We start from the raw sequence: 24585 nt of genomic DNA, 5'->3' as shown, positions 1-24585 counted from the left end.
TTGGCGCTGCGACGAACCTATCATAAGGGGGAAAACTGTTACCTATGTATCCGGTTCAAAGTGTTACCCATCTATCGGCTGGACACCGGCAGGACAATGAGGGGCAGCGCCAAACCTCCTCGTCTCCGAAAATGGACTCTGACCGCCTCAACCACTGCGGGCAGGCAGCGTAGCCCTTACGCCAGCTTCGCCAGCAGCTTCATGAAGGTGGCGATCTCCTTGGCTGAGAGCGGCGCCAGTGTCTCCTGGGTGATCTCGCGGGCCAGCGGGATCAGGCGCTCGATGGCGTCGCGGCCTTCTGCGGTCAGATTGACCAGCAGCCGCCTTTTGTCGGCCTCGTGCTTGGAAAGCTCGACCAGGCCGCGCGCCTTCAGCCGGTCGATGACGCCCTTCACCGTCGCCGCATCCATGGCGATCAGCGTGCCGAGCTGGTTCTGCGAGGTCTCGCCGACATCGCGCAGCTTGGCGAGTGCTGCGAATTGCGGCGGCGTCAGGTCGCCGATATGCGCGGCAAAGATCGAGACATGGCGCTGATGCGCCTTGCGCAGGATGAAGCCGACCTGCTCCTGCAGGAGGTAATCGTGTTCCTCAGGCTCTTCGACCTCGACGAGCTTGAGCAGATTGTCCTCGGCGCTCATCGCAGCCCGTCCCAGGCCTTGATGTCCTTGGCTGCCAGCCCGCCCATGCGGTCGTGCACGCGCGGGCCGCAGGTCATGGCGAGGCAGAACAGGATTTCGTCGGGACGCGGCCCGTCATTGATGCCGACTTCCATGGCGTCGAAATGGCTGCGCACATAGGCGGCGTTGATGTGGCCGAGCGGTACGTCGAGCTTTGAACCGAAAGCGCCGACCTTTTTCGCCGACGGCACGATCGCCTTGGCGTCGCCGAGCCGCTCGCGCATGGCGTAGCCGCCGGGCACATGCCAGAGCGCGCCGTGCTCGAGTTCGCCTGCTGTGCCGACAATGGCGCCCTTGCCATAGCCGTCGATCTGCTTCACGTCTCCGCCGAGCGCGGCGATCAACCGGTCGGCGAGCAACAGGCCGAGCGGCTTCAGGTCGTCCATGGCGCTCTGCAAGTCCTCGACATAGCGTCCGGCGAACGGGTTTTTCACCAGCGCCATGGCGACGGCGCGGCGGCGCGGCACCTGGGCCACCGGCCCGCCCTCGTGAAAGATCTCTTCGGTCAACACCGCGATTTTGCGGATCGGAAACTCAGGCATGCGCAACTTCCTTCCCTGGGATTTTGTTGGGCGCGGCAAGCGCCATGGAACCACTGATGCGGGTCTGGCCTGCAAGGAAGAGCGCCGATGCGGCGATCAATCCCCTGCGGCGGAAATCTTCGGCGACGGCAAGCCCGCTGTCCAGCGCCATGGCAATCTCCGCTGGGGAAAGCCGGCCGACCTCTTGCGTGACAGGCCTGTCGCCAAGGTCGCTGTCCGGCGCCAGATCGCGCGCCGGCACACGCCGGATGGCCGGATGGCCGGGCAGATCGACGGCATTGGCGATCAGCGTCGCGGCGGCATCGGCTTCGGCTCCGGTCTTCGCGAGCACGGTGACGGCGTCGGCAATGCCCAGCGAAAACGAGCGTCCGCGCCAGCCGCTGGTGGCAAAGCCGCGCACGCCATCCTCGGCGCGGATGATGATGCGGTCCGCAAGACCGTGTCCGGTGCCGGCGATGGCAAGCATCATGGACTGGCCGGTGCCGAGGTGGATGGCGCTATCGCCGCCATTGTTGACATAGGCGCGATCGAGCTGGCGACCCTCCAGCAGCGCATCAAGCATTTCGTCGGCTACCGAACCGGCGACGGCGGCCATCGGCGTGATGAATTTTTCCGCCAGCGGCACAATTGCCGCCTCCATGCGCCGTGCTGTCGACCCGGAGAACAGACGGGGGCGCAATGACGTGGGGCGTCGCAGGCCGGGTAGTTCATCAACCAGTTCGGTCAGAATGGTCTGGAACCGAGCTGCAGCCTGTTCATAGGCCAAGCGGCGTTCGTGCGCCTCGCCAAAGGCCTCGACGATCAAGTCGATCGGCCCGTGGTTGAGATGCAGCCGCTTGCCGTCCTGCAGCCAATGCGCTTGCGGGCCTTGCATCACCCGGTCTCGTTCGACGCAGCGCGGCGCAATTGCGCCAGCGGCGGCCATGGATTGCCGGCCGCAGCACACGTTCCGCGTCGCGGGTTGAGGTATTCGCCACCCCTAGCAACGATATCCTCGACGTTGCGGATCTCGGCCTCGTAGCCGCCCAGCCTGATGTAGTCGTCGCGGCGTAGGGTGAATTCGATCGGCGCCACAAGTGCGGGGGTCGGCACATAGCCGAAGGCGCCCTCCGGCACCCTTGTGACATCGACCATCAGCGTGATGCCGCCGCCCGGCCAGACATAGACCGGCGCGCCGCCGACCGTCACATAGGTGGTCAGGCCTTGTACCGAACGGGTCAGGTTGACCGGGTTTTCGGTGACGCCGGCGCGCAGTGAACCACCGGCGCCGCCGATGAACAGCACGGTGCACAAAGCCGGTTCGCAATTGTCCTCGATCAACTCGACGGACTTTTGCAGCCGTTCGGGAAAAGGCTTCTGCACCGGCTTCAGCTCGTCGTCGAGCTCGTAATAGGCGAACTGCTCGCCGGTGGTCGAAACCATCAGCAACGACAGGCCCGGCCGCGCGCCCTTCTTGGCGTTCCATTCGCCGAGGATCGACAGCGGGTCGGATATGCTGGTGCCGCCCCAGCCGAGGCCGGGTTCGGAAACCTTGAAATAGCGGCCCGGCGTCGAGCGGCGGCCGATGATTTTTATGCCGGTGTCCTGCCAGCCCAGCACCTTGCCGGCCTGATGCTCCGAGACGACGCCGGTGATGTGGTCGTCGACCACCACTACCTCGTCGACCAGGCCGCGCCATTGCGTGGCGAACATGCCGATGGTCGCCGAGCCGCACCCGACACGCATGCGGTGTTCCTGCTTGCCGTCGATCACAGGTGGTTTGCCGGCTTCGACTGTGATGATGGCGCCGCCATCGATGGCTAGTTCGACAGGCTTGCGGTTGCACAGATTGAGCAGCGCGTCACAGGTGGCGCGGCCTTCAGCCTTGGAGCCGCCGGTCAGATGGTGCACGCCGCCAAGCGACAACATCTGAGAGCCATATTCGCCTGTCGTGACATGGCCGATCGCTTCGCCTTGCGACCGCACCACAGCCGTTTCGGGTCCGATATGACGGTCGGTGTCGATCTTCACCTTGACACCGCAATAGGAGAAGATGCCCTCGGTGACGACCGTGACGAGATCGACGCCCTCGACCTCCTGGCTGACGATGAACGGGGCCGGCTTGTAGTCGGGATAGGTGGTGCCGGCACCGATGGCGGTGACGAAGCGGCGGCCGGTGTTGATAAGTTCGCCGTCCCATGTCTCGCCCTCGGCAACGAACGGCACGATTGCCGCGCCGGCCTCCGCCGCATGGTCGAGGATGGTTAGCGGGTCCATCCGCACGATGCTGCCGCCGACATTGCCGTAGCGATCGCAAGCGCCGGTGCGGCCATCGGCGATGTAGCACATCACCGGACAGGCATCGCAGCGGATCTTCTCCGCCACCAGCTTCTCGCCGGGATCGTGGGTTTCGAAGCGTTCGGCAAGCTCGCTCATCGGCGTGCCTCCTTTTCGCAAATGGCGGCGCGGATACGCGTCGGCGTCGCCGGAATCTTGGTGACCAGGACGCCGGTGGCGTGGCGGATGGCGTTGAGGATCGCAGGCGCCGTCGGGATCAGCACATGCTCGCCCAACCCCTTGGCGCCAAAGGGTCCTTCCGGATCCGGAACTTCTATCAGGATGGTTTCGATCGGCGGCACGTCGCCGATGGTCGGAATGAGATAGTCGTGCAAATTCTCGGTGCGGCCGGGAATATACTCTTCCATCAGCGCCATGCCGATGCCTTGCGCGATACCGCCTTCGATCTGGCCTTCGACCAGCAGCGGGTTGATCGCCTTGCCGACATCGTGCGCGGCTGTGATCTTGATCAACTTCACCGTGCCGAGCTTGAGGTCGACCTCCAGTTCGGCAATCTGCGCGCCATAGCCATAGACGGCGTAGGGTTTGCCCTGTCCCTTGGCGTCGAGTGGCAGCGTCGGCGGGTCGTAGGTCTCCTCGGCGCGGAAGACGAAGCCTTCGGCATCCACGTCGAGCGAGGCGAGGTCGATACGGCGAGTGGCTTCACCTTCGCGGATGGCGATCGCCGGGCCGTCAAGCTGCAGGGCTGCGTTTTCGGAAACATTGGCAAAGCGCAGTATCTGTTCGCGCAAGGCGCGGCCGGCCTTTTCGGCCGCCTTGCCGGTGACGAAGGTCTGGCGCGAGGCCGATGTCTTGCCGGCGTCGGGACTGATCGATGTATCGGCGCTCTTCAGCTGGAATTTCTCCAGCGGCAGGCCAAGCGCGTCGGCGCAGATCTGGGCGATGACGGTGTTCGAACCCTGGCCGATATCGACGGCGCCTTGGTGTAGGATGACCGTGCCGTCAGCCGCGATGCCGACGCGGATGGTCGACGGGTTAGGCAGCGAGGTGTTGCCGCAGCCGTACCAGCAGGAGGCGATGCCTACGCCGCGCTTTTTGTCTCTGTTGGTACCGTTGAACGCATCCGCGTCGGCTTTCGCGCGCGCCCAATGCGGCCGCAGCGATTCGAGGCATTCGGCAATGCCGACGCCTGAGTCCAGACGCTGCCCGGTAACCGTTTCGGACCCGTTCCGAAGGCAGTTTCTCGTCCGAAAGTCGAGCCGATCCATGCCGAGCTTGCCGGCCAGCTCGTCATAGAGCGTCTCCTGCATGATCGTCGCCTGCGGCACACCGAAGCCGCGGAAGGCGCCGGAAATCGGCCCATGCGTGTGAATAGCGCGGCCCTCGGCACGGTAGTTCGGCGTCGCATAGGGGCCGGATGCATGCACCGGCACGCGGTTGGCGACCGTCGGCCCCCAGCTTGCATAGGCGCCGGTGTTGAAATCGCCTTCGAAGGTCATGCCGGTGACATGGCCATCGGCATCGGCGCCGATGGTCGCTTTCATCTCGGCTGGATGGCGCTTGGTGGTCGAAATCATCGATTCGGTGCGGGTGTAGGCGAGTGCCGTCGGCCGCCCCGTCTTCAGCGCTACAAGGCCGATCAGCGGCTGCAGCGAGACATCGAGTTTCGAGCCGAAGCCGCCACCCGTCGCGGTCGGCACAATGCGCACCTTGTCGACGGCAAGGCCGAGCACCTTCGCAGTCTCGTCGCGATCCATATAGGGTGCCTGGGTGCAGGCGACGACCACCAGCGTGTCGCCGTCCAGGTAGGCATAGCCGGCCTCTGGTTCGATATAGGCATGTTCGACATAGGAGGTGTCGATGGCGCCGGACACGATGAACGCCGCGCCGGCGAGAGCCGTCTCGGGGTCACCGTGTTCGACGAAGCCGGCAGTAAGCAGGTTTGCCGGCCGATTGTCATGAATGAGCTTGGCACCGCCGGCCCGCGCTTCGCAAGGCTGCAGAAAATGCGGCAGTTCGGTCCAGCGAACCGGAAAATCCGAAAGGTCGAGATCGAGGATCGCCTCGCGCTCGCCGGCAACGAGCGCCACCGCCTCGCCGCGAAGGCGGGCAAACCCTTCGGCCAGCGCCGGCTGGTCGGCGAACGGCCCGATGACGCCGAAACAATTCTTGCCGGGAATGTCGGCGGCGGTGAAGACAGCGGCGATGCCGGGATGTGCCTTCGCCCAGCCGTCGAGGTCGCCGAAGGCGAAGCCGGCGTGATAATGCGGCGATCGGACCACCAGCACGGCCAGCGCGTCGGCAGGGAAAGAATCGCCGCCGAATTTTTCACCGCCGGTGACTTTTGGCACGCCGTCGAGCCTGACGGGGGAGGAGCCGATCGCCTGGCCGGATTGAGGCAAGCGGAAATCGAGGCTTGCTGCTTGCTGCGACGCATCCATCACCGCCGCGATGATCTTCCGGTAGCCGGTACAGCGGCATAGAATCCCGCCCAGCGCGTCCTGCACCTCGGTCTCGGTCGGGTTAGGCTGCTTGTCCAACAATGCCGTTGCCGCGACCAGCAGCGCTGGCGTGCAGATGCCGCACTGCGCCGCGCCATGGGCAAGGAACGAGGCTTGCAGCGCCGACAACCGGCCATTGGCGAGGCCTTCAACGGTTGTAACCGACGTTCCGGCAGCGGACGCAGCCGACATCAGGCAGGCGCAGACGGGATCGCCGTCGACCAGCACCGTGCAGGCACCGCAATCGCCGGCATCGCAGCCGACCTTGGTGCCGGTCAGCAGCAATTCGTCGCGCAGTACCGAGGACAGCCGGCGCAGCGGCGGTACGTTGACCGAGATGGCGTCGCCATTGACCTCGAAGGCGATATCGGCCCGCGCAGCGCCGAAGCCAGGCTGGATGTTGCCCGGATCGGGCAGGGCTTCACTCACTTCAGTCTGAACCTGGCTCATGCCGCCGCCACCTCGTCGCTAGTCGTTCGCCCCACGGCCGCGAGCACGGCGCGTGCAACGATTTCGCGCACCGCATCGAGCCGGTATTCGGCGCTGCCGCGCACATCGGCAATCGGCGACAGCTCGCCCATCGGCGCAGACTGGACCGCGTCGGCCAGTCTGCCGTCCACCGGCAGCCCGCTCAGCGCGGCTTCGACGCCGGCCAGCCGCTTGGCCACTACCGAGCAGGAGCCGGCGGCGACGGCCGCTTGCCGGACAGTGCCGTTGTCGACGACCAGACGTGCCGCCACCATGGCGATGGAAATGACGAGGTAGCGCCGTGCACCGAGCTTGACGAAAGCCGACGTGCCGCTGGGCTTAGGCACGCGGATGGCCGTCACCATCTCGCCGGGCAGCAGAGCCGTGCGGCGGGTGCCCAGAATGAAGTCCTGCAACGGCAGATGCCGCGTCACCGTCGTCGAACGCAGCTCGACCTCGGCATCGAGGACGAGCAGGGCCGGCACACCGTCGGCGGCCGGCGAGGCGTTGCAGAGATTGCCGGCGACCGAGGCGACGTTCTGGATCTGCGCCGAGCCGACCTCTCGCGCCGCCTGCTTCAGCGCGTCGAAGGCCGGCGGCAAGGAATGGCGAATGATATCGGTCCAGGTGGTACGCGCGCCGATGACGAAATGGCTGCCCGTGTCTGCAATGCCGCGCAGCGCCGCCAGGCCGTTGATGTCGAGGACATTGTCCCGGAACGGTTTGCTTCCCTGCGCCGGATAAAAATCGGTGCCGCCGGCAAGAATGCGCCAGGCACCCTCGCCAAGCAAAGCGAGCGCTTCGTCGACCGAGGTGGGTTTCGCGTAACGCATCACGCCTTGCCTTCCAGAAAAGAGGTCTTCCAGAACCGGTATTTCGAAAGATCCGGCCGGCATCGGCGGCCGGGGGAATTCATTCGTATGCAAATGATATCAAGCCGGCAGGAATTGTCAAAGCCGGAGTTTGCGCCCACTCGGTCGGCACGCATTTGTTATGCCTTGAGAGGTTGACGCCGCGGCCCTTCTGGTCAAGTTTCTGCGTCCGGTCGCGTCAGCGGCATTTTCCACTGGAGCCTACATACGGAAGAGGAAAGCCCATGGCCGACGAAGCGCTTGTTGTCATCGACCTGCAGAACGACTTTTGTCCGGGCGGCGCGCTGGCGGTTGCCGGCGGCGACGAGATCGTGCCGCTGGTCAACGACCTGATCCGGCACACCGACCATGTCGTGCTGACGCAGGACTGGCACCCCGCCGGCCATTCGAGCTTTGCTTCCAGTCATCCAGGCGCGCAGCCTTTCACGATGATCGAAATGCCGTACGGCCAGCAGACGCTGTGGCCGGACCATTGCATCCAGGGCAGCCTGGGCTCTGATTTCCATTCCGGCCTCGCCTGGACCAAGGCCGAGCTCGTCATCCGCAAGGGATTTCGGCCTGATATCGACAGCTATTCGGCCTTCTTCGAGAACGACCGCACGACGCAGACCGGCCTTGCCGGCTATCTCCGGGAACGCGGCATCGACACGCTGACCCTGGTTGGTCTGGCGACCGATTTCTGCGTTGGCTTCTCGGCGCTGGATGCCGTCAGCCAGGGCTTCAAGACCACCGTCAGGCTCGATGCCTGCCGTGGCATCGATCTCAACGGTTCGCTCGATACGATGCTGCACCGCATGCGCGACGCCGGGGTGACGCTCGAAGATCCTTTGTCGGATTGAACGGACCGTGGGGCGCAAGAGGGGCTTTTTGCGGATCGCGACAAAGGCGGGCGCTGCGGTTGCCCTCGCAATGTCGTTTCCGGCACAGGCTCTCGCGGCGGAGGAACACGGTCTGCCCGGCGCCGTGATGTCGCTGTGGTGGGCGCTGCCCTTTGCCGGGCTTCTGTTGTCGATCGCCACCGGTCCCCTGCTCTTCCACCATGTCTGGGAGCATCACTACGGCAAGATCGCAGCACTTTGGGCAGCGCTGGTGATCGTGCCGCTGGCATTGGCCTTCGGTGTCCCCTCGGCGACCGAGGCGGTACTGCATACGCTGCTCACCGAATACATGTCGTTCATCATCCTGCTGTTTGCGCTGTTCACTATTTCGGGCGGCATTCTGGTCGCCGGCAACATTCACGGCACGCCGCTGGTCAATGCCGGGCTGTTGCTGGTCGGTGCACTACTCGCCTCGGTCATCGGCACGACCGGCGCCTCGATGATCCTGATCCGTCCGATTCTGCGCGCCAATGACGCCAGGCCGTTCAACGCCCATGTCGTGATCTTCTTCATCTTCCTGGTTTCCAACATCGGCGGCTCGCTGACCCCTTTGGGCGACCCGCCACTGTTCGTCGGCTTCCTGCGCGGTGTCGATTTCTTCTGGACGACCGCCAACCTCTGGTGCGAGACGCTGTTCGTCGGCGGTGTCGTGCTGGTCGTCTTCTTAGGCATCGACATCGTCCTGCACCGGCGCGAGGCTGGCGCGCCGAAGATCAAGGATCCGACGCCGGACACGAAGGTGCGTCTGCGCGGTCTCGCCAACCTTCCGCTGCTGGCCGGCGTGATCGGCGCGATCCTGCTGTCGGCTACCTGGAAGCCGGGAGTGAGCTTTTCCGTGTTCGGCGTGAGTCTCGAGCTGCAGAACCTGGTGCGCGACGCCATCATCCTTGCGCTGGCCCTGCTGTCGCTTCCCCTCTCCTACAAGAGCCACCGCGAGGCGAACGGCTTCAACTGGGGGCCGATCGCTGAAGTCGCAAAGCTGTTTGCCGGCATCTTCATCTGCATCGTGCCGGTCGTCGCCATCCTGAGAGCCGGGCATGACGGCGCGCTGGCGCCATTGGTCGCCCTCGTCACTTCGCCCTCGGGCGCGCCCAACGACCTCGCCTATTTCTGGCTGACCGGCGCGCTGTCGTCCTTCCTCGACAACGCGCCGACCTATCTGGTGTTCTTCGAGCTTGCCGGCGGCGACCCACGGCACCTGATGACGGAATTTGCCTCGACTTTGGCGGCGATCTCGGCCGGCGCGGTGTTCATGGGCGCCAACACCTATATCGGCAATGCGCCGAACTTCATGGTCTACGCCATCGCCCGACATCGCGGCGTGAAGATGCCGGGCTTTTTCGGCTATATGGCATGGTCGGGCCTGGTACTGATCCCGATATTTTTGGGTGCGGGTTTTCTGTTCTTCGGCTGATCAACCCACGCCGACATAGCGGCGGACCGCCGACGGGTCGGCGCGCAGTTGCTCGACATCGACCGTTTCGCGATTGCGGCCGTTTTCGATGAAGGCAACGCGGTCGGCGACGGACAGCACCGCATCGACCCGTTGCTCGACCAAAATGGTCGAAACGTCCATGTCACGCAGCTTCGACACCGTCTCGCGGATCTTGGCGATCATCGACGGCATCAGCCCTTCGGTCGGCTCGTCGAGCAGCAGAACCTGCGGCTCCAGGCAAAGCGCGCGCGCCATCGCCAGCATCTGCTGTTCGCCGCCGGACAGCGTGCCCGAGCGCTGCCGCAGTCGCTGGCGCAGCAGCGGGAAGAGGTCGAGCACGTTTTCGCGCGTCGCCTTGCCCTTGCCGCGTGCCATCAGCCCGATCTCGATGTTTTCGGCCACCGTCATCTCGGCGAACAGCCGTCTTCCCTGCGGCACATAGGCGACCCCAGCCTTGGGCACCTCGTGCGCCGGCAGTCCTGTCAATTCCTTGCCTTCGAGTCTGATCGAGCCGGCGCTTGAGGGAACCAGCCCCATAATGGCTTTGAGCGTCGTCGTCTTGCCGGCCCCGTTGCGGCCGAACAGGCACAGCACCTCGCCCTTGTTCAGCGTGAGGTCTAGTCCATAGAGCACCTGGACCTCGCCATAGAAGCAGTCGAGCCCCGAAATAGTCAGTGCTTGAGACTTCGCTTCGGCCCTGTTTGTTTCGGTCATGGGGCGGTCCCCAGATAGGCTTCCTGCACCGCGGCGTTCTCGCGGATCGCTTCGGGCGTACCTTCGGCCAGAATCTTGCCGGCGTTGAAGACGGTGATGCGGTCGGCGAGTTGCATGACAACAGGCATGTTATGCTCGATCAAAAGCACGGTGGCGTTTTTGGCGATTTCGCGCACCACAGTGATGAAATTGTCGATCTCGCTGTCAGCCAGACCTTGTGTCGGTTCGTCGAGGATCAGCAGGCGCGGCTTCAGCGCCAGGCCCATCGCCACTTCCAGCAGGCGCTGATGGCCGTAGGACAATTGCCCGGCCGGCATATGCGCACGATCGGCCAGCCCCGTGCGTTCGAGCGCCGCCATGACGCCAGCCCGCACCGCGCCCTTCGAGCGGCCATCGCTCAGGGTCCGCTGCACCGGCAGCGCGACATTGTCGTAGGCGGAAAGATTGCCGAAGACGCTGGTGATCTGGAAGGTGTAGGCGATGCCTTGGCGAACCCTGATATAGCCCGGCTGGTTTGTGATGTCGGCACCATCGAAGATTATCATTCCGGAAGATGGCTGGATGCGGCCGCTGACCAGGCTGACGAAAGTGGTCTTCCCCGCCCCGTTCGGTCCGATGACGGCGCGGATTTCGCCCGGCATCAGTTCGAAATCGACGCCGTCGACGGCGCGCAGGCCGCCGAAGTTTCGCGACAGGCCCTTGGTGGTCAAAAGCGGCATCATGGCAGCCACCCGAGCCAGCGCTGGCGGATGCTGCCCAGAATGCCTTTCGGGAAAAACAGCACCAAAAGGATGAGCGCGATGCCGACGATCAGCAGATAGGCTGACGTGTAGCCGCTGGTGATGTCGATGACATAATACATGAACAGCGTGCCGATCAGCGGCCCAAGCGTTGTGGCGGCACCGCCCAGCAGCACCCAGAGCAGCGGCAGGATCGAATACTGCACCGAAGCGAAACTCGATCCGACATAACCGAACAACAGCGCATAGGCGGCGCCCGAGGCCGCGCAGATGGTGCCGGAGATGACGACGGCGGCGAGTTTGTTGGAGAAGGTGTCGTAGCCGAGCATCTTCGTCCGCTCCTCATTCTCGCGGATGGCGACCAGCACGCGGCCATATCGGGAGCGGACGATCGCCAATGTGACGAGCAGCACGATGGAAAACAGCCCTAGCGCCATCATGTAGCGCACGGTCGGATTGGTGAGCTCGAGCGATGTCGCGCCGAAGCTGAGCACGCGCGCCGGCTGCGGCACGACCATGCCCTGGTCGCCACCGGTCCATGCCGCGAGGTAGAGAATGAGGAGATAAAAAACCTGCGCAAACATCATGGTGACGATCATGAAGGCGACACCCGTGGTGCGCAGCGCCAACAGGCCGATCACCAGCGCCAGCACCGCGCCGCAGGCAATTCCGCCAAGGAAGGCCAAGGGCACGCTCCAGCCGAGCTGGATGACGGCGAGGCCGGCGCCGTACAGTCCGGCAGCAAAGAACATGGCATGGCCGAGGCTGAGCAGGCCGACATAGCCGAACAGCATGTTGTAACCCATGGCAAAGACCGCCAGCACCATGATGCGGGCAAGCAGGCCGTGATAATACTCCGGCAGCAGGAAGCTCAGCACGAAGAGCAGCGCGATGACGCCCAGATGTAAAGCGTAGGCTTTTGCCGGCGAAGCTTCGCTCATCGCGATGCCGTCCCGAACAGGCCTTGCGGCCGGAACACCAGCACCATGGCGACGAGCAGGGTGGCGATGATCTTGGCCAGCGTCGGCGAGAAGAACATCGAGATGATGCCGTCGGAGAGGCCGATCAGCACGGCGGCGACGACCGTGCCGCGCAGCGAGCCGAGGCCGCCGATGATGACGACGATGAAGGAGAGCAGCAGCGGATCCTGCCCCATCAGGTAGTGCGCCTGGCTGATCGGCACGATCAGCACCGCGGCGATGGCCGCCAGCATGGCGCCAAGCGCGAAGACGCCGCCATAGACGCGTCCCACGGGAATGCCGAAGGCTTGCGCCGTCTCGCTGTCATACTGCGTGGCGCGCATGACGAGGCCGATCTTGGTGCGCGTCAGCACCAGCCAGGTCGCGATCAGCAGCAGCGCTGAAGCGGCGATGATCGACAGCTTGTAGCCGGAATAGCCGAACCACGGCAGAAGGATGCGATAGCTGAACGGCGGCTCCACCGGCCGCGCCTCCGGACCATAGAAGGTCAGCGCCAGCTGCTGGATGATGTAGAGCATGCCGATGGTGGCGACGATGGTGGCTTCCGGATTGTAGTTGAGCCGGCGCAGCACCAGCCGTTCGGCGACCAGTGCTATGGCGCCGACGATCAGCGGCGCAATCACCAATGCAGCCAGGAAGCCGAGTGCCGGGTGGCCGCCGATCGCCGTGGTGATCGCCCAGGCGAGCACGGCGCCGAGCATGAAGAACTCGCCATGCGCGACATTGACCACCCGCATGACGCCGAACACCAGCGACAGACCAAGCGCCGTCAGCGCCAGCACGGCCGAGGTGACGAGACCTTCGAGGGCGGCGAGGAGGAGGTGGGGACCGAAGTGCATCGGCTAAGTACCGGCAGGCGCCAAGTGCACCCCCCTCTGGCCTGCCGGCCATCTCCCCCGCAAGGGGGGAGATTGGATGTCGTCGCCGGTTTCGCCAATCGCCAACGCCGGCAGATAAGTGCCGCCGCAAGAACCGCCGATCTCCCCCCTTGCGGGGGAGATGTCCGGCAGGACAGAGGGGGGTGACTTGGCTCCCACGCTTACAGACGAAGCTCTGTCTAAAGCGCCTGCGTCGTATAATCCCCCTCGGCCTCGTAAAGCCCGTCCTCGATCTTGGTCTTGTGCACGACCTTGAGCTTGCCGCCTTCGACCTTGGAGATGTTCTGGATGCCAAAGCACTGGTGGATCTTGCCGTTGAAGGTTTTCGGTCCCTGCGGATGCTCGGGCCCCTCGGCGAATTCGGTCAGCGCCTCGGTCGCCTCGACCAGCTTGGCGCGGTCTTCCGGGCCCTTGTAGCCGGCGTCTTCCATCGCCTTCTTGACGACGTAGAGCGTCTCCCAGCAGCCGAACATGTGGGCTGCGGTCGAGACGTCCTTGGGGTCGCCGACGGCAGCACCATTGTCGTCGATGCCGACGGCGGCGCGGTAGGCCCTCTGCGCCGCGGAATCGTCTGGCTGCGCATAGCGCGGCGAGCCTTCCCAGAAATGGCTGCCGTCGAGGAACTCGAGTCCGGGGCTGTTGATGTCGGTGGCTTCGAGCGAATCGATGAAACCAAACAATTGCGGCCGGTTGGAGCCGTAGAACTCGCCGAGTTCCTTGACGAAGGTGAGCACCGCCGGGCCGACCATGACGTGGTAGATCACTTCGGTCTCGGTCGGAATCTGTGGGAAATACTTGGTGAAGGACGATTCCGTCGGCGGGATGGCGATCTGCGCGATGACCTCGGCGCCTTGCGCCTTCAGTGCCGGCGGCAGGTAGTCGCGATGGTCGTAGCCGAAGGCGAAATCCGGGAAGATCTGCGTCACCTTCTTGCCGGCATTGGCCGCGATCCACGGCGCCATCGACTGGATCTGGCTCTTCACGTCGGTGATGCCGGGCTGGAAGACATAACGATTGAGCTTGGTCGAGGCGACGTGGTGGCCTTCGCTGACGACGAAATAGGGCATCTTGTTTTCGCCGGCAGCGGGCGCCGAACCGATGACGACATGCGAGAACAGCGTGCCGAAGACGATGTCGGTCTTGTGCTGGGTGGCGAACTTGCCAACCACCTCGGCGCCACGGCCGGGATCGGTGCCGTCATCCTCGATGATCACCTCGACCTGGCGGCCATTGATGCCACCGGCGGCGTTGATCGCCTTGACCGCGGCAGCCGTCGCCTTCTCGTACCAGCGGCCATAGGCGGCGCCGATGCCGGTGCGGTGCGACTGGAAGCCGATCTTGATCGGCGCCGAGCTCTGCGCCTGGGAATAGCGGACGAAGCCGGGGGCGACGGCGAGGCCGGCGCCCGCGGCCAGACCCTTCAGCGCCGTGCGGCGGGTGAGGGCAGTCTTGGAGAGGTCGAAAAATCCGTTCTTGTCAGCCATGTTCGTTCCCCTGTTTTTCAGTCTTGACCAACGATTAAGGCGCTTCGGCATCCTCGCTAAGAGGACGTGAAAAATTGCATGTGTACAAACTAAATCACCAAAGCCTTGGTGTGGCAAGCGAGCTTCCCGAACGATATCGAGGCCGCCTTTTTCTCATCCGACGGTCGGCGTGGCAAGCAACCAGAGGCCGAAGACGGTGTAGGCGATCATCAGTAGAGTGAGCGGGAACTGGCTAAGTGCCGCGCGGGACGGCTGCGGGTGCAGGCGCCAGGCGAAGCCGTGGGCGACGAGGACGGCGAGCACATGGCCAAGGACGATGGTGCCGGCCTGGACATTCCACAGCCACCAGGCGGAATCCGCCCCGGCAACGATGCCGGCCTCGATCTGCATGTCGGCGGTGCCGAACAGGTTCCAGCCCAGCGCGAACGGATCGGAAAGTGCTGCAAGCGCATATTGGCCGTCGACAAGTAGCGCCGTCAGATAATGCGCGACATGATAGGCGAGCGCGATCGGCACGATCGACCAGACCAGCAGGCCAGCTGCCTGGCCAAAAGTGTGATCGCTGCCGGCGAGACGCTGGCCGAGCCAGACGGCAAGCAGGAACACCGCCGCCAGCAGCGCGAATGTGAGGACAAGCCCGAGCGTGCCGCTGCCGATAACCGCGGTGCGGCCGGGAAATTCGAGCGGATTGATACCGAACAGGCCGAGCCAGAAGAAGGTTTTCGACAGGCCATCGAAGGACACCGACGACAGGGCCAGCAGCAGGAAGGCAATGCCGCTGGTCGGCAACGGCTCCGCGGCGAGCAGTTTGGCGCCCGGCCAGCATAGCGCAAGCCGGCCGGCTTCGTTGCGCTCGACGATAGCGAAGCGCGCCACCATCGAGAAGAAGACCGTCAGGAATTCGCCGCTGCGGCTCCAGGCGCGATAGCCGAACGCCAGCATCGCAAGGAAGGTGAACAACCAGTAGAGGCCGGCAGCATATGCCAGTCGCGCCGGATCATCCGGCGCCGGATCGATGAGTTCGAACCAGGCAAAGGCGAAGAACAGTATCACCGCCGGCCAGCAGCCGAGCCATCCAGGCAGACGCCATCTCCCGTCGTTGTCTCCACCCAACAGGCGCGAGACGAGACGCCATGGCCCAACCCACGGGTTGAGCCATGTCCAGAGATCGCCGAAGACGCCCTGCAGCAGCGCAACGCCAGCCCACAGCAGGGTCCAGATCACCAGAGGCAGCGGGTTGGAGAGCGGGTCGCGGCTGCCGAAAAAGGCGGCGGCGATGAGAATTGCAAAGCCGGCAAAGGAGATCAGGCTGACGGTGGTTCGGAAGGCGTCGCCAAAGCCGAAGAGCGGCAGGCGCCGGCGCCAGAAACGATCAAGCCAATCCGCCGGCAGCAGAGACAGGACGAGGAAGCTGACGGCGACGGCGAAGGCGCCGCCGACCAGGTAGTAGCCGGTCGGCAGGAGCAGGACGTGGCCTCGGTCGGAGGCGTGGGCGAAGGCGTGGGTGGGGAAGAAGGCTAGCAAAGCGATGAGGCATGGGGGCGCAACTCTCGCAGGAAGGCACTCTACGGCGCCCCCCTCTGTCCTGCCGGACATCTCCCCCTCAAGGGGGGAGATTAGCAGTTTCTTTGATCGGCGCCTTTTTTGCTGCGTGGAAGATTGGCGAAAGCCGAAATGAAAGCCAATCTCCCCCCTTGAGGGGGAGATGTCCGGCAGGACAGAGGGGGGCGCTAAGGAACTCACGCTATCGAAGAGCCCCACCACCCCTCACACCTTGACCAGTTGCTCCACGCGGTCCTTCTCGCCAAAAATCCTGATATACCGCTCGATCTCGTTCTCGTCGCCCGTCGCCTTGGCCGGGTTGTCCGACAGCTTCACCGCCGCCCTGCCATTGGCCTCGGTGACCTTGCAGACCAGCGATATGGCATCGAGGCTGTTGGTTTCCGTCGGCGCGCAGCCCTCGAAATCATTGGTCAAATTGGTGCCCCAGCCGAAGGACATGCGCACCTTGCCCTTGAAGTGGCGGTAGGTCTCTTCGATCGTTTCGACCTCGAGCCCGTCGGAGAAGATCAGCAGCTTCTGCCGCGGATCCTTGCCCTTGTCGCGCCACCACGACAGAATTTTTTCGCCGCCCTCGATCGGCGGCGCGCTGTCGGGGCGGAAGCCGGTCCAGTCGGCCACCCAGTCCGGCGCATCGCGCAGGAAGGAGGCGGTGCCGAAGGCATCGGGCAGCACGATCAGCAGATTGCCGCCATAGTAACGCTGCCAGTCCTGCAGCACCTTGTAGGGCGACTGTTTCAGCTCTTTCTCCGAATTGGCGAGGGCGGCGAACACCATCGGCAGCTCATGTGCGTTGGTGCCGAGCGCTTCGAGGTCGTTGTCCATCGCCAGAAGCACGTTGGAGGTTCCGGTGAACGCCTCGCCAATGCCTTCCTTCAGCGCTTCGACGCACCAGCGCTGCCACAGGAAGGAATGCCGCCGGCGCGTGCCGAAGTCTGAGATGCGGATGCCGGGCAATGCCTTCAGCCGCTCGGTCTTGGCCCACATCTTGGCCTTGGCGCGGGCATAGAGCACATCGAGGGCGAAGGGGCCGAACGCCCGCATGGCGGCGCGAGATCGGAGCTCATTGATAATAGCCAGCGCCGGGATCTCCCACAGCGTGGTGTACATCCACGGTCCGCTGAAGGTCAGTTCGTACTGCCCGTCGCGCTTGGACAGCTCATATTCGGGCAACCGGAAGCCTTCCAGCCAGGCGAGGAATTCCGGTTCGAAGATCTGCTTGCGGCCGTAGAAATTGTTACCGCCGAGCCAGATCATCTCCTTCTTGGAGAAGCGCAGCGTGCGGGCATGGTCGAGCTGTTCGCGCAGTTCGCCTTCATCGATCTCGTCAGCCAGCCGCACAGAGGTGGTGCGGTTGATCAGCGAGAAAGTTGTGTCGACTTTGGGATACATGCCCCAGATCATCTGCAGCATCAAAAGCTTGTAGAAATCCGTGTCGAGCAGGCTGCGCACGATCGGATCGAGCTTCCAGGTGTGGTTATAGACCCGCCGCGCAATATCGGTCTTAGCCATGTTTCAACACCGCCTTTGCTGTCTGCAATCCACAACCGCGACAGGCCTCATAGCATCGAATTGGCCAAAACGCTGCCCGGTTTCCGGCTGGCCCGACAAAAAGAAAACCTTGCATGGACTGAGAGACCACCGACGGCTCGCCGCGCGCCGCAAGCCGGCGTCAGGTCCCGGTTTTGGCGCCGATGACCCTGAGCGCGGGACGCTTGCGGCGGCTGACGATGCGCCCCGCCACCGGTGCATCGGCGCGGCCGTCATCTCCGGCCTTCTCGGCAAACAGCCAGTCGATGAACACCTGCACGATCGGCGTCGCTCTCATCTCGTTGCGGCAGACAACATAGAAATCGTCGACCGCCGGCACCGACAGGCTGAACGGCGCGACCAGCATGCCCCTGGCCAGCAGCGCACTTGCCGTCACCGAATCGCCCAACGCCACGCCGTGGCCATGCACCGCCGCCTCGGTCGCCATGCGCGCATCGCCGAGATGGTGGCGGCGGCCCCGCTCCAGGTCCAGCGCATCCGCGGCCGCCAGCCAAGTGTGCCATTCGCGGCCGTCGTCGCCATGCAGGAAGACATGGTCGGCGAGATCCCTGACGCTGCGGATCGGGCGGTTGTTGATCAATGTCGGGCTGACCACGGGGAACAGTTCGAGGCCCGACCATTTTCGCATCCAGCAATCGGTCCAGCTGCCGTCGCCATAATGCACGCAGACATCGATGTTCGGCGCCCGCAAATCCCTGGGGTCGTTCGAGGGAATAAGCGTCAGCCTTATGTCGGGATATTGCGCCATGAAACTGCCGAGCCGCGGTGTCATCCACAGCAACAGCAGCGCGGGCACGCAGGAGACTGAAAGTGTGCCGCTGCTCGCCGGCCTTGTCATGCGCTGGGTGGCGGCGGCGATGCTGTCGAAGGCGGTCGAGACCGCCGGCAAAAGTTCGGCGCCATGCGGTGTCAGTTTGACCCGCTGGCCGACCCGCTCGAACAGCTTGACGCCGAGCGACTGCTCGAGCGCCTTGATCTGGTGGCTGATGGCGCCATGCGTGACATTCAGCTCACTGGCCGCCTTGGTCAGCGAGCCATGCCGGGCCGTTGCTTCGAAGGCGCGCAGCGGATTGAGGGGCGGCAGGCGTTTGGGCATGAGCATCCATTGAAGCACGATCCCGAAAAGTGGAGGCCGGTTTTCGGATGAGATCGTGCTCAGAGTTCATTGTGAGATTTTCTCACAGAAAACACCTTAACAATATCAATTGATTTTTCAATGCGGCTGCCGGACACTTGAGTCCGGAACAGCTTCAAGACGTGAAATCTGCAGGCAGCCAGCGGGACAGCGACCCGGCCGGATGACGGTCGGCTTCGCCAGGCATCACCAACGGTCGCACTGCATCAGCCGGCAGGAGAGCGGATATGGGTTACGATCGCGGCAAACTCGACGCGTTGCGTCGCAAATATGGTGAAAGCCATGGCGGCGAGATGTTCGACCCGAAGTTCCGCAAGGTCGCCGACAAGATCTTTTCCAAGAGCGGTACACGGCTGGCGCCCTATTCCGGCATCCCGACCTTCCTCGCCGCGCCCTACCGCGAAATATCAGCCGACAATCCGGATTTCGGCGATTTGCAGGTGGCGATGATCGGCGTGCCGATGGATCTCGGCGTCACCAACCGGCCAGGCTCCCGCTTCGGGCCAAGGGCGCTGCGCGCCATCGAGCGCATCGGCCCCTACAACCATGTGCTGGAATGCGCGCCGACGCATGAACTTCGGGTCGCCGACATCGGCGATACGCCGTTCCGCAGCCGCTACCGGCTGGAGATCAGCCATGAGGATATCGAGCGCCGCACCAATCAGATCGTCGATGCCGGCGTCATCCCGCTTTCGATCGGCGGCGACCATTCGATCAGCCATCCGATCCTGAAGGCCGTCGGCAAGAAAGCCCCGGTCGGGCTGATCCACATCGACGCTCATTGCGACACCAGTGGCCTGTTCGACATGACCAAATTCCACCATGGCGGGCCGTTCCGCAACGCGGTGCTGGACGGCGTGCTCGATCCGACGCGCACCATCCAGATCGGCATCCGCGGCTCGGCCGAATATCTGTGGGAGTTCACCTACGAGTCCGGCATGACCGTGGTCCATGCGGAGGAAGTGACCGGTCTCGGCATTCGCGCCATCATCGAGAAGGCGCGCAAGATCGTCGGCGACGGTCCGACCTATGTCTCCTTCGACATCGACAGCGTCGATCCAGCCTTCGCGCCCGGCACCGGCACGCCAGAAGTCGGCGGGCTGACGACGCGCGAAGTGCTCGAACTGCTGCGCGGCCTGAAAGGCCTTAACATCGTCGGCGGCGACGTCGTCGAGGTGGCACCGCAATACGACGCCACCACCAACACCGCCCATGCCGCCGCACAGGTGCTGTTCGAGATCCTGAGCCTGATGGTGTTCAGCCCGGCAATCACAGGCAAGGGCGCCTGACGTTTAGAAAAGCAAAGGCGGCTACCGCGCTGGAGCCGGTGGCCGACCCAAACAAACAAAGCTTCCAGAGGGGAATAAAAATGACGATCCGAAAGACATTTGCATCCATCGCCGCCATGCTGGTGCTCAGCACCGCTGGTCTCTCATTCGCCACCCAGGCCGCCAGCGCCGATGCGCTGGCGGATATCACCAAGGCCGGCGCCATCAATGTCGGCGTCTTCGCCGATTTCCCGCCCTTCTCCTCGGCCAGCGCCGATATGAGCCTCAAGGGCTATGACATGGATGTCGCGCAATACATTGCCGACACGCTCAAGGTGAAGCTCAATCCCGTCGCCGTCACCGGCCAGAACCGCATTCCTTACTTGAACGACCATCGCGTCGACCTCTTGATGAGCGTCGGCTATTCGAAGGAACGCGAGCAGGTCATCGACTTTGCTGTCGCCTACGCGCCCTACTACATCGCCGTGATCGGTCCGGCAGCACTTTCGGTCAAAGGCAAGGAAGACCTTGCCGACAAGTCGATCGCCGTCAACCGCGGCACGCTGGAAGACACCTCGCTCACCGAGGCAGCCCCCGCGTCGGCCGACATCAAGCGTTTCGACAACTACAATTCCGTGATCCAGGCCTTTATCTCCGGCCAGACCCAGCTGATGGTCGTCGGCAACGACGTCGGCGCGCAGGTGCTGGCCAAGCAGGACGCGCTGAAGCCGGAGCAGAAGTTCCAGCTTCTGACCTCGCCTTCGCATATCGGTCTCAACAAGAACGAAGACGGCCTGAAGAAGGCGGTCAACGATGCCGTTGCCAAGATGCTGGCGGACGGCAAGCTCGACGAAAGCTCGAAAGCCTGGCTGAAGACGCCGCTCAATCCCGACAATCTCAAGGATTGAGTTTCCGTGGCCTTCGCCTGGCTCCCGGGTGCTCTGGGCGACATCGCGCGCGGCGCGGCCACGACGATCCTTTTGATCGCCATGACCACGCTTGCCGGAACGTTCCTCAGCATCCTGGGTGCCGCCGGACGGCGAAACGGCCCGGTGCTGCTCAAGCGGGCCATCGCCTGGTATGTCGAAATCATCCGCAACACGCCGTTCCTGGTGCAACTGTTCTTCATCTTCTTCGGCCTGCCCAGCCTCGGCATCAGGCTCGATCCGGTGCTGGCCGCCATCCTGGCGATGACGCTCAACATGGCGGCCTACACGATCGAGATCGTCGGCGCCGGCCTTGACGCCGTGCCTGGCGGGCAGACGGAAGCAGCCCTGGCGCTGGGCTTGAGGCCACGCCAGGTGTTCATCAAGATCGTGCTGCCGCAGGCGCTCAAGGTGATCTTTCCGGCGCTGACCAGCCAGATCGTCATCATGATGCTGGAGTCCGCCGTCGTGTCGCAGATCGCGGTGCGCGAGCTGACCTACGAGGCCGACATGCTGCAGGCGCGCACATTCCGCTCCTTCGAGACCTATCTGGTCGTGACCTTGGTTTATCTCTTGATGTCGATGGCATTGCGCCGGCTGCTGGTGTCAGGCGGACGCCGCATCCTGGGGGCCGGCGTGTCATGATCGAATTCACCTTCTGGGACATCGTGCGCAACCTACTGCTCGCCGCCCGCTGGACGGTGCTCCTGTCGCTGGCCGCCTTCATCGGCGGCGGCATCGTCGGCATGATCGTGTTGTTCTTCAGGATCGCCAAAAACAAATGGAGCCGGCACATAGCCTCCGGCTACATCGCTCTGTTCCAGGGAACGCCGCTCTTGATGCAGCTCTTCCTGATGTTCTTCGGCCTGCCGATGCTCGGCCTGCGCATCGAGCCGTGGACTGCGGCGGTGCTCGGCCTGACCTTCTTCGCCAGCGCCTATCTCGCCGAAATCTGGCGTTCCGGCGTCGCCGCGCTGCCATTGGGCCAATGGGATGCCGGCGCCAGCCTCGGCCTGCACTACCTGCAGGAACTGCGGCTGATCATCCTGCCGCAGGCCTTTTCGATCACCCGCGCGCCGACCGTCGGCTTCCTGGTACAGCTGATCAAGTCGACCGCGCTCACCTCGATCATCGGCTTCGAGGAGCTGGTGCGAACCTCCAACGCCATCAACAACGCCACATTCGAACCGTTCAAGGTCTACGGACTGGTCGCGCTGATTTTCTTCGTCATGTGCTTTCCGCTGACGCAATACGCCCGCAAACTCGAAAAGCGGGCGCCGGCGCGCTGAGCCGCGAACGTGTTGTGTTGACCGGCATCGACGGCGACTACACTGAGTTATTTCGGTGCTGGCTTGGTCGGCTCTGAAGATCGGCGGCGGGCATCATCGCACAGGCAGCATGCGAACGAAGGCGACACATGAGGAAGCCAGTCGGCAGCTCTACGCTTTACATCTGCAGCCGAGTGCCTAGTTTTAGAGTTTCGCACCGTGCACGTTCGTGCGTGGATGATCAAGAACGGGACCGTGAGCTCTGGCCGGCCCCCTCAAAAAAATCCGAAAGGATGACTGTTATGACACAGGCCAAGAATGGCGACACCGTGCGCATCAACTATACTGGACGCCTAGTCGACGGCACTCAATTCGATGCTTCCGGCAGCGAACCGCTGCAATTCACTCTGGGTGAAGGACAACTGATCCCTGGCCTTGAAACCCAGGTCGAGGGCATGGAGGTGGGCGCGAAAAGCACCGTCACCGTTCCTGCAGACGCCGCCTATGGCCCCCACCGCCCTGAAGCGGTCGTGACCATCGACCGCGCCAAGGTGCCAGACAACATCAACGTTGATGTCGGCACTCAATTGCAGGTTAGAACCCGCGACGGGCGCCCCATGCCGGTAACAGTCGTCGGTGTGAACGAGGCCAGCGTCAAGCTCGACGGCAATCATCCGTTGGCCGGAAAGGACCTGGTGTTCGATGTTGAACTGGTCGAGATCGTTCAGGCGGCGTAGTCAACGGGATGAATCACGGCTGAAGCTCCTGGCACCAGACGGACGTCTCGTGCGCCGATCTGAAGGCGCCGTGTAATGAGCCACAAGATTGGAATATGACGGCCGCCGGGCCCCGGCGGCCGGTTGGGTGAAAGCCCCCACACCAATGGCGGCGCCAGGCGATCCCGGCGCAGCCAGCGCGCCAGCAGCAGCGCCGCCACCACGGCCAGCCCCGACGACAGGCCGATCCAGATGCCGACACCATGCAGGCCGAAATGGAAGGCGAGCAGCACGCCGAGCGGCAGGCCGACACCCCAATAGCCGATCGCGGCGTAGATCATCGGCACCTTGGTATCGTGCAGGCCGCGCAGCATGCCGGCGGCAACCGCTTGCGCGCCGTCAAAGACCTGGAACAGCGCCGCGAGGGCCAGGAACGACACGGCAAGTGCGATCACCCTGGCATTGGCCGGATTGCCCAGATCGATGAAGGCGCTGATCAGCGGATGCGGCCACAGGATCATCACCAGCCCCATCAGGGCCATGAACGAGACGCCGATGACAAAGGCGGTCCAGCCGGCGCGGGAAACGCCCTCCGGATTGCCGGCGCCGTGCGCAAGCCCGACGCGCACCGTCACCGCCTGGTTGAGGCCGAGCGGCACCATGAAGCTGATCGAGGCGATCTGGATGGCGATCGCGTGCGCGGCCAGCGAATCCGCATCGATCAGGCCCATCAGCAGCGCCGCCGCATTGAAGATCGTCACCTCGAAGGCGAGGATGCCGGCAATCGGCAGGCCGAGCCGCAACAGGCCCTTGAAGCGCGGCCAGTCGGCGCGCCAGAAACGGCCGAAGAGACGGTAGCGCCGGAACTTTTTCTCCAACATCACCACGACGGCCATGCCGACGAACATCAGCGTTGAGGACAGCGAGGTGGCAAGGCCCGAGCCGGCAATGCCCATCGACGGGATGCCAAGGTTGCCGAACATGAACACCCAGTTGAAGAAGGCGTTGCAGGCGACGGCGACGAAGACGATGACCAGCGCCCAGCCCGGCCGTTCCAATGCCGAGATGAATGAGCGCAGCACGATGTAGCCGTAAAAGGGCAGCACCGCCCATTCGAGCCAGCGCAGATAGATGCCGGCTTGGTGGGCGAGCACCGGGTCCTGGCCCATGGCCAGCAGGATGGCTTCGCCGTGCCACAGCACGAGCCAGATCGGGATCGAGATCAGGATCGCCAGCCACAAGCCCTGGCGCACGGTGCGGCGCAGGTCGCGCACCGAATAGCGGCGGCGGCCAAGCTCGGTCGCGATCATCGGCGACGTCGCCAGCATCAGGCCGAGCCCGAAGATCAGCGGCATGAAATAGAGGTTGGCGCCAAGCGCGCCGCTGGCCAGCGTATCCGGCCCGAGGCGACCCATCATCATGACGTCGGTGGCCGTCATCGCGGTCTGGCCGAGATTGGTCAGCACCATCGGCCAGGCGAGCGCCAGCGTCGCCCTGATTTCCTGACGCCAAAGATTTTCCGGCGCGCGAGCGCCGGCTTCGATCGCAGACATTTTCCTGCTCTTTCCAGTTGCGGCACGTCGGCAAAGAGCCGGAAGCCGCATTTCAAACGGCAAAACCTTCGGTTTCGCGGCGTTTGCGCCAGCTTTTGGACGAAACGCGACATGTAGGCAAGAGCGGAGGGGGGGGAGCAGATTGCGCCCGCCGGACCGCCG

The 24585-nt window shown here is 63.8% G+C and carries 22 protein-coding genes; 7 read left to right on the top strand and 15 right to left on the bottom strand.

All coding sequences use genetic code 11. The annotated features are described in order from the left end of the window. Positions 1-176: 176 nt before the first annotated feature. Genes NKJ06_RS26525 through NKJ06_RS26500 form a run of 6 tightly spaced genes read right to left on the bottom strand, consistent with a single transcriptional unit; the run spans position 177 to position 7301 of the window. The gene (locus NKJ06_RS26525; protein ID WP_352635922.1) at positions 177-638 is read right to left on the bottom strand and encodes a MarR family winged helix-turn-helix transcriptional regulator; all 462 of its coding nucleotides are present in this window, start codon (positions 636-638) and stop codon (positions 177-179) included. Then, positions 635-1219, bottom strand: a complete 585-nt coding sequence (locus tag NKJ06_RS26520; RefSeq protein WP_352635923.1) for an amino acid synthesis family protein — start codon at positions 1217-1219, stop codon at positions 635-637. The genes NKJ06_RS26525 and NKJ06_RS26520 overlap by 4 nt, the downstream gene beginning before the upstream one ends. Next, positions 1212-2093, bottom strand: a complete 882-nt coding sequence (locus tag NKJ06_RS26515; protein ID WP_352635925.1) for a UPF0280 family protein — start codon at positions 2091-2093, stop codon at positions 1212-1214. The genes NKJ06_RS26520 and NKJ06_RS26515 overlap by 8 nt, the downstream gene beginning before the upstream one ends. Beyond that, entirely contained in the window at positions 2093-3634 is a 1542-nt protein-coding gene (locus tag NKJ06_RS26510; RefSeq protein ID WP_352635927.1) for a 6-hydroxynicotinate reductase, read from the bottom strand. The genes NKJ06_RS26515 and NKJ06_RS26510 overlap by 1 nt, the downstream gene beginning before the upstream one ends. Further along, complete coding sequence (locus NKJ06_RS26505; RefSeq protein WP_352635929.1) at positions 3631-6447, bottom strand: molybdopterin-dependent oxidoreductase; 2817 nt, start codon at positions 6445-6447, stop codon at positions 3631-3633. The genes NKJ06_RS26510 and NKJ06_RS26505 overlap by 4 nt, the downstream gene beginning before the upstream one ends. Continuing rightward, positions 6444-7301 (bottom strand): FAD binding domain-containing protein, encoded by an 858-nt coding sequence (locus tag NKJ06_RS26500; RefSeq protein WP_352635931.1) that lies wholly within the window; start codon positions 7299-7301, stop codon positions 6444-6446. The genes NKJ06_RS26505 and NKJ06_RS26500 overlap by 4 nt, the downstream gene beginning before the upstream one ends. A 260-nt stretch (positions 7302-7561) precedes the next feature. On the opposite strand from NKJ06_RS26500, the gene pncA reads away from it, so the two are divergent. Together pncA and NKJ06_RS26490 are read left to right on the top strand one after the other, a co-directional pair. Then, complete coding sequence (pncA, locus tag NKJ06_RS26495; protein ID WP_352635933.1) at positions 7562-8176, top strand: bifunctional nicotinamidase/pyrazinamidase; 615 nt, start codon at positions 7562-7564, stop codon at positions 8174-8176. A gap of 70 nt (positions 8177-8246) precedes the next feature. Then, entirely contained in the window at positions 8247-9629 is a 1383-nt protein-coding gene (locus NKJ06_RS26490; protein WP_352635946.1) for a sodium:proton antiporter, read from the top strand. Here NKJ06_RS26490 and NKJ06_RS26485 read toward each other — a convergent pair whose 3' ends face one another. From NKJ06_RS26485 to gcvA, 8 genes are all read right to left on the bottom strand, one after another. Continuing rightward, positions 9630-10364: an ABC transporter ATP-binding protein gene (locus tag NKJ06_RS26485; RefSeq protein ID WP_352635935.1), complete on the bottom strand. Its 735-nt coding sequence runs from the start codon at positions 10362-10364 to the stop codon at positions 9630-9632. Beyond that, on the bottom strand, positions 10361-11086 hold the full coding sequence (locus NKJ06_RS26480; protein WP_352635937.1) for an ABC transporter ATP-binding protein: 726 nt from the start codon (positions 11084-11086) through the stop codon (positions 10361-10363). The genes NKJ06_RS26485 and NKJ06_RS26480 overlap by 4 nt, the downstream gene beginning before the upstream one ends. Next, positions 11083-12045, bottom strand: coding sequence for a branched-chain amino acid ABC transporter permease (locus NKJ06_RS26475; RefSeq protein WP_352635939.1), 963 nt, complete (start codon positions 12043-12045; stop codon positions 11083-11085). The genes NKJ06_RS26480 and NKJ06_RS26475 overlap by 4 nt, the downstream gene beginning before the upstream one ends. Further along, on the bottom strand, positions 12042-12923 hold the full coding sequence (locus tag NKJ06_RS26470; RefSeq protein ID WP_352635940.1) for a branched-chain amino acid ABC transporter permease: 882 nt from the start codon (positions 12921-12923) through the stop codon (positions 12042-12044). The genes NKJ06_RS26475 and NKJ06_RS26470 overlap by 4 nt, the downstream gene beginning before the upstream one ends. Positions 12924-13141: 218 nt before the next feature. Next, the gene (locus NKJ06_RS26465) at positions 13142-14446 is read right to left on the bottom strand and encodes an ABC transporter substrate-binding protein (RefSeq protein WP_352635942.1); all 1305 of its coding nucleotides are present in this window, start codon (positions 14444-14446) and stop codon (positions 13142-13144) included. Positions 14447-14599: 153 nt separating this feature from the next. Beyond that, positions 14600-16042 carry a hypothetical protein gene (locus tag NKJ06_RS26460; RefSeq protein ID WP_352635944.1) on the bottom strand — a complete coding sequence of 481 codons (1443 nt, stop codon included), beginning with the start codon at positions 16040-16042 and terminating at the stop codon, positions 14600-14602. A 171-nt stretch (positions 16043-16213) separates the two neighbouring features. After that, a complete protein-coding gene (pncB, locus tag NKJ06_RS26455; RefSeq protein WP_352634571.1) occupies positions 16214-17518 on the bottom strand; it encodes a nicotinate phosphoribosyltransferase in 1305 nt (434 codons plus the stop codon). A gap of 160 nt (positions 17519-17678) precedes the next feature. Then, on the bottom strand, positions 17679-18653 hold the full coding sequence (gene gcvA / locus NKJ06_RS26450; RefSeq protein WP_352634573.1) for a transcriptional regulator GcvA: 975 nt from the start codon (positions 18651-18653) through the stop codon (positions 17679-17681). Positions 18654-18919: 266 nt separating this feature from the next. On the opposite strand from gcvA, the gene speB reads away from it, so the two are divergent. From speB to NKJ06_RS26425, 5 genes are all read left to right on the top strand, one after another. Next, positions 18920-19981: an agmatinase gene (gene speB, locus NKJ06_RS26445; RefSeq protein ID WP_352811153.1), complete on the top strand. Its 1062-nt coding sequence runs from the start codon at positions 18920-18922 to the stop codon at positions 19979-19981. A gap of 80 nt (positions 19982-20061) precedes the next feature. Further along, positions 20062-20868, top strand: a complete 807-nt coding sequence (locus NKJ06_RS26440; protein WP_352634577.1) for a transporter substrate-binding domain-containing protein — start codon at positions 20062-20064, stop codon at positions 20866-20868. 6 nt (positions 20869-20874) lie between these two features. Then, complete coding sequence (locus tag NKJ06_RS26435) at positions 20875-21531, top strand: amino acid ABC transporter permease (protein WP_352634578.1); 657 nt, start codon at positions 20875-20877, stop codon at positions 21529-21531. After that, positions 21528-22175, top strand: a complete 648-nt coding sequence (locus tag NKJ06_RS26430; protein ID WP_352634580.1) for an amino acid ABC transporter permease — start codon at positions 21528-21530, stop codon at positions 22173-22175. The genes NKJ06_RS26435 and NKJ06_RS26430 overlap by 4 nt, the downstream gene beginning before the upstream one ends. A gap of 281 nt (positions 22176-22456) precedes the next feature. Beyond that, complete coding sequence (locus tag NKJ06_RS26425) at positions 22457-22891, top strand: FKBP-type peptidyl-prolyl cis-trans isomerase (RefSeq protein ID WP_352634582.1); 435 nt, start codon at positions 22457-22459, stop codon at positions 22889-22891. Here NKJ06_RS26425 and NKJ06_RS26420 read toward each other — a convergent pair. Further along, positions 22879-24423, bottom strand: a complete 1545-nt coding sequence (locus NKJ06_RS26420; RefSeq protein WP_352811150.1) for an MATE family efflux transporter — start codon at positions 24421-24423, stop codon at positions 22879-22881. The genes NKJ06_RS26425 and NKJ06_RS26420 overlap by 13 nt on opposite strands. Positions 24424-24585: the final 162 nt, after the last annotated feature.

It is taken from the genome of Mesorhizobium sp. M0293 (assembly GCF_040321735.1).
Taxonomy (GTDB): domain Bacteria; phylum Pseudomonadota; class Alphaproteobacteria; order Rhizobiales; family Rhizobiaceae; genus Mesorhizobium.
This window is presented reverse-complemented; position numbering and strand designations above follow the sequence as displayed.

Coding starts and splice junctions, on each gene's coding strand:
- pncA (WP_352635933.1), top strand. CDS start 7,562: ATGGCCGACGAAGCGCTTGTTGTCATCGACCTGCAGAACGACTTTTGT.
- NKJ06_RS26470 (WP_352635940.1), bottom strand. CDS start 12,923: ATGCACTTCGGTCCCCACCTCCTCCTCGCCGCCCTCGAAGGTCTCGTC.
- NKJ06_RS26515 (WP_352635925.1), bottom strand. CDS start 2,093: ATGCAAGGCCCGCAAGCGCATTGGCTGCAGGACGGCAAGCGGCTGCAT.
- NKJ06_RS26440 (WP_352634577.1), top strand. CDS start 20,062: ATGACGATCCGAAAGACATTTGCATCCATCGCCGCCATGCTGGTGCTC.
- NKJ06_RS26510 (WP_352635927.1), bottom strand. CDS start 3,634: ATGAGCGAGCTTGCCGAACGCTTCGAAACCCACGATCCCGGCGAGAAG.
- NKJ06_RS26430 (WP_352634580.1), top strand. CDS start 21,528: ATGATCGAATTCACCTTCTGGGACATCGTGCGCAACCTACTGCTCGCC.
- NKJ06_RS26460 (WP_352635944.1), bottom strand. CDS start 16,042: ATGTCCGGCAGGACAGAGGGGGGCGCCGTAGAGTGCCTTCCTGCGAGA.
- gcvA (WP_352634573.1), bottom strand. CDS start 18,653: ATGCCCAAACGCCTGCCGCCCCTCAATCCGCTGCGCGCCTTCGAAGCA.
- NKJ06_RS26475 (WP_352635939.1), bottom strand. CDS start 12,045: ATGAGCGAAGCTTCGCCGGCAAAAGCCTACGCTTTACATCTGGGCGTC.
- pncB (WP_352634571.1), bottom strand. CDS start 17,518: ATGGCTAAGACCGATATTGCGCGGCGGGTCTATAACCACACCTGGAAG.
- NKJ06_RS26490 (WP_352635946.1), top strand. CDS start 8,247: ATGTCGTTTCCGGCACAGGCTCTCGCGGCGGAGGAACACGGTCTGCCC.
- NKJ06_RS26520 (WP_352635923.1), bottom strand. CDS start 1,219: ATGCCTGAGTTTCCGATCCGCAAAATCGCGGTGTTGACCGAAGAGATC.
- NKJ06_RS26505 (WP_352635929.1), bottom strand. CDS start 6,447: ATGAGCCAGGTTCAGACTGAAGTGAGTGAAGCCCTGCCCGATCCGGGC.
- NKJ06_RS26485 (WP_352635935.1), bottom strand. CDS start 10,364: ATGACCGAAACAAACAGGGCCGAAGCGAAGTCTCAAGCACTGACTATT.
- NKJ06_RS26480 (WP_352635937.1), bottom strand. CDS start 11,086: ATGATGCCGCTTTTGACCACCAAGGGCCTGTCGCGAAACTTCGGCGGC.
- NKJ06_RS26425 (WP_352634582.1), top strand. CDS start 22,457: ATGACACAGGCCAAGAATGGCGACACCGTGCGCATCAACTATACTGGA.
- speB (WP_352811153.1), top strand. CDS start 18,920: ATGGGTTACGATCGCGGCAAACTCGACGCGTTGCGTCGCAAATATGGT.
- NKJ06_RS26420 (WP_352811150.1), bottom strand. CDS start 24,423: ATGTCTGCGATCGAAGCCGGCGCTCGCGCGCCGGAAAATCTTTGGCGT.
- NKJ06_RS26525 (WP_352635922.1), bottom strand. CDS start 638: ATGAGCGCCGAGGACAATCTGCTCAAGCTCGTCGAGGTCGAAGAGCCT.
- NKJ06_RS26465 (WP_352635942.1), bottom strand. CDS start 14,446: ATGGCTGACAAGAACGGATTTTTCGACCTCTCCAAGACTGCCCTCACC.